We start from the raw sequence: 15,193 nt of genomic DNA on the forward strand, positions 1-15,193 counted from the left end.
TGGGGTACTCTGATTTAAGTTGCTATGGTAACCCGGTGATCCGTACACCTTTTCGACAAAATGGCGCAAAAAGGGGTAAGGGCAACCAATTATGTGGTGAGCAGCCCAACATGCACACCATCAAGGGCCTCATTACTTACCGGGCGTTATGCTTCAAGGATGAATTTGCCGGCACCGATAGGCCCCGGATCAAAGCTTGGTATCCCCGATCAGGAAATTACCATTGCCGAAATGCTGAAACAAATTGGCTATAAAACTGCCATGATAGGCAAATGGCATCTCGGCGATCATGCAGCTTACAACCATCCCATGGCACAGGGCTTTGATTCATACTATGGCTTGCTGTATAGTCACGATTATCGGTCGCCTTATGTGAAAACAGATACCACAATTAAAGTATTCCGAAATCATAAGCCCGAGATCTTAAAACCTGCTGATTCATCCCTAATTGAGTTGTACCAACGGGAAGCCATTCGCTTTATCAAGGAGCAGAAAAAGGGTGATAAACCCTTCTTTTTGTATCTGGCTCATAACATGCCGCATTTACCGGTAGCCTTTGCATCATCGGCAAAAAATAAGAACAGAAGCGATGGTGGGCACCTGGGTGATGTGGTTGAACAACTGGATGAAAGCCTTGGCCAGGTTTGGGCAGAACTGGAAAAGCAGGGACTGGCCGATAATACGATATTCATGTTCTCGAGCGATAATGGTCCGTGGATAGATTTCCCTGACCGGATGCTTGGCGATAGTGCCACTAAACATTGGGATGCAGGTACCGCCGGTGTATTTCGCGGCAGCAAGGGATTAACATATGAAGGCGGGGTACGTGAGCCATTCATTGTTTACTGGAAAAATCATACTCCGGTTGGCGCAAGCATCACCAGCATGATGAGTAATCTGGATGTGTTGCCTACACTTGCCAATTGGACTGGTGCCCCGCTGCCGAAAGGCCGTACCCTGGATGGGCAGTCGATAGCCGATGTATTAACTGGCAAAGTGCCTAAACATCCCGAACACAGACCTATTTACTATTATAACAACAGCGTTTGCGAGGCTGTGCGCCTTGGCGACTGGAAGTATCGTGAAGTAAAGGCAAATAACAATGTTGGTGGCGTAGCAGGTTCGCCGCTACCTGCAAAAACCGAACTGTTTAACCTGGCTTATGACCCCAGCGAACGTACCAATGTTATAAATGAATACCCTGAAATGGCTCAAAAGCTAAAAGCTCTTTTTGACCAATATCCGGGTATGAAGGAGAATTAGAATATAATTAAACGCTTAATAAAACCATGTCATTGAGGAGCGGAATGGGAAAGAGCTCGGGTGCGACGTGGCAATCGCATGCTATACAGGGCCGATATGCTTCCGTGCGATAGCCATGCTGCGCTCGCAATGACATGGTTATATATTGTCCTTAACTCTCCCTTATCGTCGTCTTATCCTCCAAAGCCATTTTAGCGATTTCATCTTTTCGTTTAAAGCTTACGCCTTTGTGCTGTTGTATGTATTTGATCAACTCATTGGAGGCCTTAACCATTTGCGGGGTACCGCCAATACGGTCGTGGAAACTGATTGACATTTGGCGGCGTTTAAATTCAGCCTCGGCATAAAGCTGGTCGAACTCCATTTTTACCTGTGTGAGGAATTGATCTGCCGAGAAATTTTTGCCTTCAATCAGCACAATATCGTTGTTGCGGATGGTATAAGGTACCACCACAAAATCTTTTTGATTTATGGGGATGATAAAAGGCTCATCGCGGCTCAAATCGTCAATATGGTATACAAAACCAAGTTCCTGTAATATTTTCAGCGTGTTTTCGCCGCGGCGCAGCCAATTGGCGTTGTAGCCTACCGGAGTAAAACCGGTTACTTTTTTAATGGCATCGGCGCCATCTTTTATAAACTGCTTTTCCTGTTCATAGGGCATGGTGTATTGCGTGGCCCAATTCATGCCATGTGCTGCAGCTTCGTGTCCACGGTCCACAATTTCTTTAGCTAAGGAGGGGTTTTTAAGTACAGCCGAACCAACCATGTGCGACGTTACTTTAATGCCCAGTTTATCCCAGTTATCCAGCATACGGGGAATCCCTTCTTTATAACCGTATTGAAACCAGGTTGCACCGGGCAGATCGATATAACCTTTTTGCATATTCTGCGGAAACGGGCTCTCGGCATTATCCGGCTGACCACCGGCCTCAAACTGCATGGATACAGAAACCACCAGCCTTGAACCATCGGCCCATTTTGAGGTATTAAAGTTATTTGCCGATGTGTTTTGTTTAGCCGATGCCAAATTACTGCCCACAAGGCCGGCCAACCCTAAAAGTCCGCCTTGTTTTACAAAATCTCTTCTTGAGCTCATGATCTTATTTATTAAAGAAAAGGTTATCTAATGAATAGGTATTGTTAGCCGAAAACTGAAGCAGTACGGCGAAGAAAGCAGCATGGATCAGCTGTGAAGGAAGGATCTCCCAATTCTCGATCAAACAGCTGCCTAATATTAATATGATCATTACCAGGCCACCGCCAATTAAAGCAGGTTTAGTAAATAAGCCCGATAAAAGCAATATACCTATAATAAATTCGGCAATTGGTAACAGGTAACTAAAGGGTGTTACCATAGCTTTGGGCAGCATTGACTTTTCAAAAGTGCCAACCATCCATTGGCTGAAACCATTTAGTTTAGGTAAGCGGACCAGGCCGTGACCAAACATACTGGCTCCGACGGCCAGTCTTAGTATTACAAATGTTAAATCGTTCATGATGTGTTTGTTTTGATAAGTCAAAGTTCTGTATAATCGGTGCCTGCGCCTTGTACATTCAGGGGGATGATCTGTAACTTTACGGGTATGGAAACCAAGAACCTGTACAGGCCTTATGAACTGGAGTTGCTCGAAACAAACCAGTACACAGCCAAACCGCATCGTAATACTTTTTTTGAAATGGTATTTACGCTGGAAGGTAAGGGGATCCAGATCATTAACGGGCATGAACTGCCTTATGCTTCTGATAAATTCTTTTTGATTTTTCCGGAAGATCACCACGGCTTTGAGGTGCACGAGCTAACCCGCTTTTACTTCATCCGCTTTACTGATAGCTACCTGAAAACACAAAGCGAAAAGTGGGTTAAAAAAATGGAATACATTTTTCATAACCATAACCATTTGCCTGGTTGTATCCTTAAAACTGTTACCGATAAGCCGCTGGTAAGGGCGCTGATAGAGGCTTTACAACGAGAAACATCAAACGAGTTTTCTCAGCATAATGAGGTAGTTGAGCAATTGATGAATACCATTATAACCATTGCCGCCCGCAATATCACGCTACAGCAGCATGCCAATATTTTAAAACAGCCTTCAACAACTACGTTGCCGCTACTTAACTATATCCACGAATATATTTACCAGCCCGACCGCCTCAAGGCCGAGTGTATAGCCTCCTCATTTAACTTTTCGCCAAACTACATCAGCGAATATTTTAAGAAAACCACCGGCGAAAGCTTACAGCAGTACATTACCAGCTATAAGCTGAAATTGATAGAAACCCGCCTGCAATACACCGATAAACGCATGAGCGAAATAGCCTACGAGTTCGGTTTTACCGATGAAAGCCATCTGAACCGCATCTTTAAAAAATATAAGGGAGAGAATCCGACTGCATATAGGAAGAGGTATGCGGAAGTGAATAGATGAAACAAAAAGGGACTTACAATTTGCAAGTCCCTTTTGTGCTCCCGACGAGATTCGAACTCATATCGATGGTACCGGAAACCATAATTCTATCCATTGAACTACGGGAGCAGACAGGGGCAAAGATATAAAATTGATTTAAACCAAAAGCATTGTTTGATATATTAACGTGTAGTAATAAAGCGTAAGTTTAGTAAGGGTCATTGTCAATATTACTGCTTTTACGTAAACGTTTACGTAAATAAAAGTACACCGCCACCGTTAATTAAATTGAAAGTTTAATAGTTTAGGTGTTTAATGTACAATTAAACGCTTCATTGTTCGTAAACTCAATAAGCGATAAACCTGCGTGAATTTTTCTTTTAATTATAACTAATAATGAAAATCCTTCATTTTTTAACGCTGCTTATAACGCCATTTGCCGGTTATGCGCAGCAAAAAGTATTTAACATTACCGATTATGGCGCTAAAGCCGATGGCATTACCAATAACACTGTGAGTATTCAAAAAGCTATTGATAATGCAAGCGCACAGGGAGGCGGTACTGTATACGTGCCTGCCGGAAAGTTCTTAACGGCTGCTATCAGCCTAAAATCAAATGTTACTCTTAACCTTGCCAAAAATGCTGTATTGCTGGGCAGCGCAAAAAGAATTGATTATGGCGAAGGCCATGCAGCGCCATTGATAGCCGCCAATAACCTGCAGCATATTGCCATAACAGGTAAAGGCACCATTGATGGAAATGGAGAAGAATTGCTGAAAGACCTTTTTGCGATGCTGAAAGCGGGTAAATTAAGGGATTCGTTATGGCAAAAGCAAAACCCATGGGGCCAAACTCAGCCCGAGGAACCTAATCGCCCTAAACTGATCCATTTTTCCAATTGCACCGATGTGCAGATAAAAGGTGTAACCATGAAAAACGGCCTGGTGTGGGTACAGGATTATACCAAATGCCGCGACCTGGTTATTGACAGCATAAAAGTAGAAAGCAATACTTATTGGAATAACGACGGTATTGATTTGGTTGATTGCCAAAACGTAAAGCTTACCAATAGTTTTTTTAATGCCGATGATGATGGCATCTGCCTAAAATCGAGCGACAGGAATAGTAGCTGTGAAAATATCTATGTGGCAAACTGTACCGCCAGGTCAAGTGCCAGCGGCATCAAATTTGGCACGGCTTCGCGTGGAGGTTTTAAAAAGATAACGATAAAGAATGTGAAAATTTACGATACCTACCGGTCGGCCATTGCTTTGGAGTGTGTTGATGGTGGCGTGATGGAAGATATTGATATCAGTAATATCAATGCGGTAAATACTGGCAATGCCATTTTTATCCGTCTTGGTCATCGTAATAAAGACACTGTAGTAAGCCGCATCAATGGTATCCGCATCAGTAATGTAACTGTAGATGTACCGAAAGGTAAACCCGATAAAGGTTATCCCATGGAAGGGCCTTTAGTTAAAGGAAACCATAATACCTTTCCTTCGTCAATTGCAGGTTTGCCCGGGCACCCGGTTAAAAATGTAATACTCGAAAATATTAAGATAGTGTACCACGGCGATGCCAGCAAAGCTGTAGCATATGTCAGCCTTGATTCGTTAACAAAGATTCCCGAAAACCCGCATGATTACCCCGAGTTTTCAATGTTTGGCGAACTGCCGGCCTGGGGTTTTTACGCACGGCATGCGGAAGGGGTAACTTTTAAAGATGTAACTCTTAGCTGCCTGGGGAATGATTTCAGGGCTGCCGGTGTGTTTGATGATGTGGATAGGTTGACTATTAATGGCCTCAAAATACCGCAGGTTAAATCACTGCCGGTGATTGTGTTTAACGGGGTAAGCAAATCTTCGGTTAAAGGCATTCAGATTCCCGGAACGAGTAAAAATAAGATCCTTAAGAGGTAATTTCATTTCACATCAGGAATCAGCCTTGCTAAATCAATTTAAGGGCTTTTAGCGTTGTGCGTGCAGCTTTTAACGTTAGTGTAACTTAATCGTTTACGTAAATAAATATTGCAGTTAATATAAAAGGACCGTTTTTTTTATCAAAATTTAATCATTATAAAACTAAACGGAGCATTGGATTGCAGCTCCAGTAAAATTTAAAGCCGCAATAATTAATTGGATTTTTCTGTGGTATTTGGTTTGGGAGCGCAATAAATATCAAGGTGCTTAATATTTAATAAAAGGTTTACAATATGGAAAAGTTAACTGAAAAAGAGATCTCGCCATTGCCGAGTCTTGATGTATGGGAAGATGATGTATTGAGCAGGTACCCGGAACCAGGCACCGAAAAGGGCAAAGAGGAGTTCAGGGTTTATAACGACGATGAAAATAACCCGGTAAGGGAATTTTACAGGCTTAACCATACTTATCAAACCTATGGCAACGTATTGGCCAAAAAGGCAAACTTTTTACAGTTTGATAAAAAGGAGATGCCATGGTGGTCGGCAATGGAATACCTGAACACCTTGGTTGATGAATCAGATCCGGATATCTCGCTTGATCAGCTGCAGCATTTATTGCAAACATCTGAGGCTATCCGTGCCGATGGTCATCCGGATTGGTTTGTATTAACAGGCTTTATACATGATTTAGGCAAGGTGCTTTGTCTTTTTGGTGAACCGCAGTGGAATGTAGTGGGCGACACGTTCCCGGTAGGCTGCAAGTTTTCGGATAAGATAGTTTACCCGGAATTTTTTGCCGCAAATCCTGATAGCTACGATGAGCGTTACAATACCAAATATGGTGTATATTCACATCAGTGCGGTCTTGATAACGTACACATGTCATGGGGCCATGATGAGTACCTGTATCACATTACCAAAGATTATTTACCCGAAGAAGCGTTGTACATGATCCGCTACCACTCTTTTTACTCACAGCACCGCGAAAAAGCTTACGATCATTTATTGAACGCGCATGACCAGGAGATGTTTAAATGGGTTGATAAATTTAACCCCTACGATCTGTACTCCAAAAGCCCGAAACCGCCGGTAGTATCGGAGTTAAAACCTTATTATGAGGACTTGATTGCCAAATACCTGCCCGCGACAGTTAAGTTGTAATTTAACGGGCTGTAGTTTAGTCCTGTTTTTATATATTGGTCATTCCAGTTACCTGTTTAGCCCAGGCTATAAAAAATAAGTTTATAGTCTGGGTCAAGCTTTACAAAAGGTGATAAGCCTCCTATCTGTTACTGAATAAATAATTAATGGCGCTGCTATGGCGTGGCTTCGTTGATTGAAAAATAGTTGTACTTTTAACAATAATTCCTGCCTGTTGATTAAAGAATAAATAAATAATTATCAGTTTTTTATGGATTCAAATGGAGATAAAGATTTAGTGTTTCGCTTACACGATGATGACATCGGCGCATTTGATATGCTTTATCAAAAGTATCACCAGGCTATTTATCGTAACATATTCAAACTCACTAAAGACGATGATAGTGCCCGGGATATTTTGCAGGATATTTTTGTTGCCCTATGGGAAAAACGGGCTGATATTAACCCCGATCAATCTGTAAGTGGCTGGTTATTTGTATTGAGCTTCAACAAATCCATCTCCTATCTCCGCAAAAAGATACGCGAAACGGCTGTTGTTAACGCCATGCCTTTTGCCGAAATGGAAACCGATAACGGCGACGTACAGTTAATGGATGAGCAATATTATTTATTACAACAGGCTATTAACCAATTATCGCCGCAGCGAAAAAAGGTATTTACCCTTTGCAAATTGGAAGGGAAAACCTATGAAGAGGCCGCCGAGAAATTGAACCTTTCTAAACATACTGTTAAGGAATACCTCGGACATGCGGTTGTGGCAGTTAAAAACCACATAAAAGAACACCATACCGAATGGAAAACCGCAGGGGTTACGTTGATTTGTTATTGGATAGGGGGAAATCAATAAGAGATTATTTACTTTTAAATAGTTGTTAAGCGATAAATGGACATTTATCGCTTTTTTGTTTTGGGTAGTAGGTTTTGTAGTTTATAACTACAAGCTAAAAAAATATGTCATTGCGAAGCGCGCAATCGCACGGAGGCATAGCCGCCCTGTATCGTATGCGATTGCCACGTCGCCCCGGGCGCGTTTACCTTGCGGCCTCTCGCAGTGGCATGTTTTATAGTCATTCAGGTTTATATTGTAATTATTTGCATTTCAGAAATCGCCAATGATCAAAAAATAAAAAATAATCGCAATTCCATCCCCCCGTTTTAAAGCTCCCGGCGTATTTATATAAAAATAGCTTGTGGAAACTATAGTCAAACGCTTAGAAAGGCTTTATAATACCGAGAATTTAACTCCTGAGGACAGGCGCTGGCTTGCCGAATACCTGCAAGGAGATGTTTCAGAATTATACCTTGTAGCGCTTGAAGGTTTCAGTAAGGATGCACTGGAAAAGAAGATCTCTTTGAGTGGAGAAGCATCTGATCAGATACTTAACAATATCCATCAGCGTATAATAAAGCCTCCGCCCAGAAAGGTGTTTCCTCTTTGGCGTTTGCTGGTAAACATAGCTGTAGCCGCATCTTTAACCGCTATTTTTAGTGCCGGCTATATCTTCAGAAAACAGTTGGATAACTGGCTGAACCCTGTTACTTACCAGGAAACGGTAGCGCTAAATGGCGAAATCAAACTGATCACCTTGCCCGATGGTACGAGCATTTGCCTTAATGCCGGCAGTAGTTTAAAGTACCCGGATAAGTTTAAAGAGAAAACGCGGGATGTTACACTTACAGGCGAGGCTTTCTTTAAAGTAGCACACGATAGCAGCAAACCGTTTGTCATTCACTCGGGTAAAATTAAAACCACTGTTTTAGGTACCAGCTTTAATGTTAAAGCTTATACCGAAGATAAATCGGTTAAGATCACCGTGGTAAGCGGAAAAGTAGGAGTTGTTCCAACGATCTCAAAACATGCAGCTGTATTACTCACAGCGAATATGCAAATGGTATATAATAAAACCAGCCAAAAACTGATTACCGAAAAAATTGAGGATGCTTCGTCAGTGATCAGCTGGCAGCAGGGCAAGCTGCAATACCATAACACCCCTTTATTTGATGTTTTGGCCGATGTGCAGCGAAAATATAATGTAACAATCAGGGCCGACAAAAATTTACTGAACTGCACGTTATACGCCGATTTTAACAATATGCCGTTAGAAAAAGTATTGAAGCTGACGGAGGCCCTTATAAATGCCCATTTTAAAAAGGCAGGCGATGCTTATACGTTAAAGGGCAAAGGCTGTAATTAATGTACCTGATAAACCAATTATAAAAACAAATAAATGTTTGACAACCTAAAAAAATGAAATTGCTATGAGTTAAACCAAGGAAAGAGAAAATGATCCTCCAAAATGGCCGGGCCAGTTTTGGAGGAATAAAATGTAAAGATTTTTTAATGGACCATGCACAGGGCCTCTCACAACCGCAGCACGTTCCAGCTTGACCTATAACACTTTAATATAGCAAAAATATGAAAATAAACATACCCGAAAGAGTCTTTCGAGCCATAACATTTGTTATGAAAATTAATGCGATCATTTTATTAGTAGTCTGTTCCCTGTCAACCATTGCCATGGCTGATAATTCATACGGACAAAGCGTGCTGGAAAAGCCAGTTACCGTTAAATTAAAAAATACCCCTCTTGCTGATGCACTGGAGCGGATTTCCGCCAGTACCGGCGTACGGATCATGTACACAGGGAATAACATTGAAAGCGATGTCAAAGTAACCCTTACAGCTCATAACGAAAAGCTGCAGGCTGTTTTGAAAAAAGTTTTATTGGATAACCAGTTTACTTATACCGAGGTTGAAGGAAGTTTGCTGGTTAAACCCGCGCCAAAGCCACCGGTAGAGAAGAAGATCGAGCTCCCACCGCCTGTTATTGTTACCGGATCTGTTGTTGATGATAAAGGGCAGCTCTTAATAGGTGTTTCTGTTAAAATAGAAGGCCTTGCGACAGGTGCGGTAACCGATATAGATGGTAAATTCAGGGTGCAGGTTGCCAACGAAAAAGCTGTGCTGGTGTTTTCTTACATAGGCTTTGAAACTCAAAAAATAGCCGTAGGCAAACAAACATCTATAAAAGTAATTTTACTGCCTTCGGCAAACTCGTTATCTACCGTTGTAGTAATTGGTTATGGTACTACTACCAAAAAGGAATTGACCAGCGCTATTGCAACTGTAAAAGCCGAGCAATTTAATGCCGGGGTTGTTGCAACTCCTGCTGATCTGTTAGAGGGTAAAGTAGCCGGTTTAAATATCACCAACGATGGTAACCCTAATGGTAAAGCTTCGGTAACACTGCGTGGTCCATCTTCAATAAGGGCTGGTGCAGCGTCTGTGCCTTTTTATGTAATTGACGGTGTGCCCGGCGCCGATTTTAATTTGCTGGCTCCATCAGATATTGCTTCTATAGATGTATTGAAAGATGCTTCGGCTGCGGCAATTTACGGAACCAGGGCTACCAATGGCGTAATCATTGTTACTACCAAAAGGGCAAAAGCAGGCCAGTTAAGGATGACTTATAACGGATACGGATCATTTGAAAAAGTATCTAACCAGTTTAAAGTAGCCACTGCTGATCAGTTAAGGGCTTATGTAAAAGCCAACGGACAAAGTTTTACACCTGCAAATGATAATGGCGGCAATACCGACTGGCAAAAAGCTGTTGAGCGCAGCACCGGTTTTTCCCAAAATCATAACCTTTCTTTTGGTGGCGGCACCGATAAAACTACTTATAACGGAAGCATAAACTACCTGCAAAATCAGGGTATCGTTAAAAGCAGCGATATGAAGCGTGTTATAGGCAGGCTCAACATCACCCAAAAGGCACTGAATGATAAATTGAAATTGGATTTTTCGTTAAGTAATTCGGTAACCAATTCTAACCTGTTAGTTAATGATATTCCGCTATCATCGGCAAATGGACAAAGCCCCGGGTTGTTTAAATCGATAGTACAATATTTACCTACCCGTACTATTTACAATGCCGATGGCACTTTTTACAACGATCCTACTTTAAAATTGGGTTATAACCCAGTAGGGCTTATTACCAATGATAGCTACAAGCAAAAAGTTAATTTGTTATTGGGTAACATACGTGGTGAGTTGATACTGCCTGCAGGCCTGCTTTACAATTTTAACTTAGCTTACCAGGAAACAAATACCGATAATAATACTTACTATAACTCAGCATCGGAGCTGGCACCTGGCCTCAACGGCAAAGCCATCCGTTCAACTTATGAGGATAACAAAAAGTTGTTTGAAAACTATTTGACCTATGCTCATAAATGGGGCGATAAACATGATTTTAAAGCCCTGTTTGGCTATTCAATAGATCAAACTACCACCGGGAATGGCTTTCAATCAACCAATCAAGGATTTATTTCGGATGCTACGGGTTCCAATAACCTGGGGCTGGGCACGCCTGCTGCAGGTTATCGCGTTGATTACGGCAATGTTAATGTTGAAACTTTACGTTTAATATCTTTCTACTCTCGTCTTAATTACAGTTATGCGGGCAAATACCTGTTACAGGCATCTTTACGCCGTGATGGTTCAAACGCGTTTGGTCCCAATAAGCGCTGGGGTTATTTCCCTGCTGCTTCGGCTGCATGGCGTGTAATTGACGAGGGTTTTATGAAATCTCAATCCCTGTTTGATGATTTAAAATTGCGGGTTGGATATGGTAAAACCGGTAATTCATTAGGGTTTTCTCCATATACGCCTTTAACGATTTATGGCACTACAGGTAGCTTTTATTACAATGGTGCTTATATTGGTGCAATTGGTGTAACCCAAAACCCTAACCCAAATTTACAGTGGGAAAGTACAGCTACACTGAACGGCGGTGTTGATTTCTCGTTATTTAAAGGACGTTTGGGCGGGTCGGTTGATATCTACAATAAAAAAACATCTAAAATGATCACCCCGGTGCCGGTATCGCTTATTAACAACTTTGTGGGTACAACGGTTGAAAACGTAGGCAATATGACTAACAAGGGTGTGGAGATAGCCCTTAACGGAACACCAATAAAAACAAAAGATTTTACCTGGAGTAGCTACGGCAATATTTCATTTAATAGAAATAAGATCACCGCACTGGCGCCAAATCTTTCAAAAATATATGCAGGCGATCCGGAAGGTCCCGGACAAAGTGGTATCAAGGTATCAATAATTGAAGCCGGTTATCCGCTTGGCGAATTTTATACCTTGAAATATCTTGGCCGTACTAATGGCGTATCTACCTTTATGGGTGCTAATGGTCAGCCAACAACAACGCCTCAAAGTACAGATCAAACTTATGCGGGCAATGCCCAGCCGACATACACATTCGGTTTTGGTAATGATTTTACTTACAAAAACTTTAGCCTTAATTTCTTTTTCAGGGGGCAGGGCGGTAACAAGATCATGAATGCATCATTGGCCAGCTTTAACCAACCAACGCAGGCTTCGGCGCATGGTGTGCCTGCTTTAACATTAAGCGAGCCAGGAACCGATGTTAATGCCAATTTATATTCAACACGTTATCTTGAAAGCGGTGCCTTTATCAGGTTAAGTAATGCTACACTGGCATATAAAATAAATGTAGCGGGCAATTATGTACATGGCATCCGGTTGTATGTTACCGGTACCAATTTATTCATCATCACCAAATACAAAGGCGTGGACCCTGAATTGAACTTAAACATCGATAACCAGGCAAGCGGCCAGTTTATCGGGGTAGACAGCAATAATTTTTATCCAAAAACAAGGAGCTTCCTTGCCGGCGTACAAGTTGATTTATAATAGATTTTAACCTAACAGACATGAATAATTTAAAAAGATATATAAAACCTGGCCTCATTGCCATGTTTATAGGAGCAATTTACCTTTCGGGTTGTACAAAATTGGATATTACGCCAAAATCGGCGCTTACAACAGCTAACTTCCCTACTACACCCGCGCAGTATGTAGCTGCTACCGGGCCTATCTATACCTCATTTCGCGGGGCGCCGGGCAGGCAATACTGGCTGCTGCAAAACTTAAGTACCGATGAATGTGTACTTGTTGCACGTGGCGGAAACTGGCTTGATGGAGGCACATATTCAACTGTAAACCTGCACACTGTTACGCCTGATAACGGCATGACCGAAACATGCTGGTCGGGAGGTTACGGAACCATTAGTTTATGCAACCAGGTACTGTCGTTATTGGCACCTACGCCCGAGAGCGATGCAAAAAAGCAAACTATTGCCGAAATTAAGACCATGCGTGCCCTGTCGTACTTTTATCTGATGGACCTGTTTGGTAACGTGCCTATCAGCAAAACTTTTGGCGATACTACCAACCTGGGCACCCAGCCAAGGGCAGCAGTGTTTGCATTTATTGAAAGTGAACTGCTTGCCCAGATTCCTGATCTGAGCGGGACAGCAGGGGTAACCACCTATGGCAGGCCGACCAAAGGTTTGGCGTATGCCATACTTGCAAAAATGTACCTTAACGCGCAATATTATATTGGCACACCAAGGTACCAGGACGCTGTTACCATGTGCGATAACGTTATAAAAAGCGGTCAATATGGTTTAGATGCAGATTATTTAGGCATGTTTAAGCCCAATAACGGCCCGGGTATTAAGGACTTTATTTTTGCCATACCTTATGACGGTGTATTGGCGCAGGGTCAGTATTATTCGCGCTGGACATTGAATCCTAACCTGAAAAATAAGTATAAGATGCCATATACACCAGATGGGCCTGTGTATACTTACAAAGAATATTATGCTTTGTTTAACGATGCGAATGATATCCGCAAAAAACAATTTTTAGTTGGCAAGCAGTACAATAATGATGGCTCACCAATATTAATCACAACAACTAATATAGGATTGGACGCAAGTTATTCCGGACCAAACCCAAATGCTACGGTAGTACACCAGTTGGAGTTTACACCCGATATTGTGTGGAAAAACCCGGCAACGTTTGATATTGGTAACGACGAACTCGCCAATGAAGAAGGTTACAGGAATAATAAATTTTATCCGGACAGCCTGAACACCGATCGTAACCAGGGCAATGATGTGCCTATGTTCAGGTATGCTGATATTTTGCTTGAAAAAGCCGAGGCTATTTTACGCGGCGCATCAGCAACCAATGGCGATTCGCCTTTGTCATTGGTTAACCAGGTGAGAGCGCGTGCAAAAGCCTCGCCTTTAGCTGCTGTAACACTATCAGATATATTGGATGAGCGCGGCCGCGAGTTCTCTATGGAAATGTGGAGGCGTAATGACCTGATCCGCTTTGGTCAGTTTGAAAAGCCATGGGGCATAAAAACAGACGCTAATCCCAATAAACGTATTTTCCCGATTCCAAGACCGGAAATGCAGTTGAACCCGAAACTGGTACAAAATCCGGGTTATTAATTTAGTTCTATTATTTATTTAACAAACGCAGGCCCTAAAAAGCCTGCATTTGTTTTTTTTAGAAGAGCTTTAATGATCTTAAAACTCCCTGAATTTTCTCCGGTATTCCATTGGTGTGCTCCCGGTAGCTAATTTAAAATACCTGTTAAAATTTGAAAGATTGTTAAACCCCGAATCGCGGCTGATTGAATTTATATTTTCATTGGTCTCCCTAATCAGTTTACAGGCGTTTTCTATTCTTACCGTCAGTAAAAAATCAAAGTAGGTTTGGCCGGTACGCAATTTAAAATAGTGGCAAAATGCCTTCGGTACCATATGTATGATGTTTGCTATATCTTTAAGTTTAATGTCTTTATAAAAATTGTCCATAGTATACAGGTAGATTTTTGTCAATCGCACTTCATCTATTCTGTTGAAGATCTTCTTTTCAGTTTCAGCAGCCAGGTTTGAGAGCTGTTCGCCCTCAGCAATTTTATTTAACAGTTGCAGCAATAACGGAAGTTGTTCATACTTCGCCGAACCTTCTATTTGCCGGATAAAGTCAATCGCCAGGGCCTTTGAATTACTATTGATCAGCAAGCCATTCTTAGCACTGTTTAAAAGGTTGTTCAGGAGGCTGTTTTCGGGCAGCATCATGAAGGTGCTCCCTAATTTATTCGGATCAAAATGAAGGGTAAGCAGTTGCAGCGGTTTGGGAGTTTTACCGCTTTTCATGGAGTAATCATAATAACGGTTAGTTTCAAATTTGAACATGTGGGGCACGTTGCAGCCTATCATGATCATGGTATCCCCTGAAATTCTTTTTGAAGTATTTCCTATCGAAAAAGTGCCTTCGCCACTTATAATATAAATAAGTTCGAGCTCGGGATGGTTATGGAAGTTATTGATAGCATGGTAGGTTTTTGCTTCGGCTATTGTAAAAGCTGAATTGTCGACTTTCAGGACCTGCTCGAAGAAATCTTTCATTTTATACAATAGTGATATAAAAAGTTAAAAATAGACAATATATTATGAATATAGTATTACTTGTTGTGAATATTTAAGCATTGGGCAGTTTGTTAAGCGGCTAACTTCGTTTTATAAAAT

At 41.8% G+C, this 15,193-nt stretch carries 11 protein-coding genes and 1 tRNA gene; 8 read left to right on the top strand and 4 right to left on the bottom strand.

Annotation, left to right across the window (positions count from 1 at the left end):
* The first annotated feature begins 60 nt into the window (after nucleotides 1-60).
* Entirely contained in the window at nucleotides 61-1,263 is a 1,203-nt protein-coding gene (locus ABIC84_RS16225) for a sulfatase-like hydrolase/transferase (protein WP_429264232.1), read from the top strand.
* Between the two features lie 151 nt (nucleotides 1,264-1,414).
* On the opposite strand, the gene ABIC84_RS16230 is transcribed toward ABIC84_RS16225, so the two are convergent.
* The gene (locus ABIC84_RS16230; protein ID WP_429264233.1) at nucleotides 1,415-2,362 is read right to left on the bottom strand and encodes a polysaccharide deacetylase family protein; all 948 of its coding nucleotides are present in this window, start codon (nucleotides 2,360-2,362) and stop codon (nucleotides 1,415-1,417) included.
* A gap of 4 nt (nucleotides 2,363-2,366) precedes the next feature.
* Entirely contained in the window at nucleotides 2,367-2,762 is a 396-nt protein-coding gene (locus tag ABIC84_RS16235) for a DoxX family protein (protein WP_176628520.1), read from the bottom strand.
* A gap of 87 nt (nucleotides 2,763-2,849) precedes the next feature.
* Here ABIC84_RS16235 and ABIC84_RS16240 point away from each other — a divergent pair, with 87 nt between their 5' ends.
* Complete coding sequence (locus tag ABIC84_RS16240) at nucleotides 2,850-3,692, top strand: helix-turn-helix domain-containing protein (protein ID WP_429264234.1); 843 nt, start codon at nucleotides 2,850-2,852, stop codon at nucleotides 3,690-3,692.
* Nucleotides 3,693-3,728: 36 nt separating this feature from the next.
* Here the strand turns inward: ABIC84_RS16240 and ABIC84_RS16245 are convergent.
* A tRNA-Arg gene (locus tag ABIC84_RS16245) sits at nucleotides 3,729-3,800 on the bottom strand.
* 267 nt (nucleotides 3,801-4,067) lie between these two features.
* On the opposite strand from ABIC84_RS16245, the gene ABIC84_RS16250 reads away from it, so the two are divergent.
* From ABIC84_RS16250 to ABIC84_RS16275, 6 genes are all read left to right on the top strand, one after another.
* Nucleotides 4,068-5,597, top strand: coding sequence for a glycosyl hydrolase family 28 protein (locus tag ABIC84_RS16250; RefSeq protein ID WP_429264235.1), 1,530 nt, complete (start codon nucleotides 4,068-4,070; stop codon nucleotides 5,595-5,597).
* 293 nt (nucleotides 5,598-5,890) lie between these two features.
* Nucleotides 5,891-6,760 (top strand): inositol oxygenase family protein, encoded by an 870-nt coding sequence (locus tag ABIC84_RS16255; protein WP_426585536.1) that lies wholly within the window; start codon nucleotides 5,891-5,893, stop codon nucleotides 6,758-6,760.
* A gap of 250 nt (nucleotides 6,761-7,010) precedes the next feature.
* Entirely contained in the window at nucleotides 7,011-7,607 is a 597-nt protein-coding gene (locus ABIC84_RS16260) for an RNA polymerase sigma factor (RefSeq protein ID WP_426585538.1), read from the top strand.
* 343 nt (nucleotides 7,608-7,950) lie between these two features.
* The gene (locus tag ABIC84_RS16265) at nucleotides 7,951-8,955 is read left to right on the top strand and encodes a FecR family protein (RefSeq protein WP_426585540.1); all 1,005 of its coding nucleotides are present in this window, start codon (nucleotides 7,951-7,953) and stop codon (nucleotides 8,953-8,955) included.
* 269 nt (nucleotides 8,956-9,224) lie between these two features.
* A complete protein-coding gene (locus tag ABIC84_RS16270; protein ID WP_429264236.1) occupies nucleotides 9,225-12,494 on the top strand; it encodes a SusC/RagA family TonB-linked outer membrane protein in 3,270 nt (1,089 codons plus the stop codon).
* Nucleotides 12,495-12,514: 20 nt separating this feature from the next.
* Entirely contained in the window at nucleotides 12,515-14,107 is a 1,593-nt protein-coding gene (locus ABIC84_RS16275; protein ID WP_429264237.1) for a RagB/SusD family nutrient uptake outer membrane protein, read from the top strand.
* Between the two features lie 78 nt (nucleotides 14,108-14,185).
* Here the strand turns inward: ABIC84_RS16275 and ABIC84_RS16280 are convergent, their stop codons facing one another.
* Complete coding sequence (locus ABIC84_RS16280; protein WP_429264238.1) at nucleotides 14,186-15,073, bottom strand: AraC family transcriptional regulator; 888 nt, start codon at nucleotides 15,071-15,073, stop codon at nucleotides 14,186-14,188.
* Nucleotides 15,074-15,193 lie beyond the last annotated feature (120 nt).

The organism is Mucilaginibacter sp. 3215 (assembly GCF_050433785.1).
GTDB lineage: Bacteria > Bacteroidota > Bacteroidia > Sphingobacteriales > Sphingobacteriaceae > Mucilaginibacter.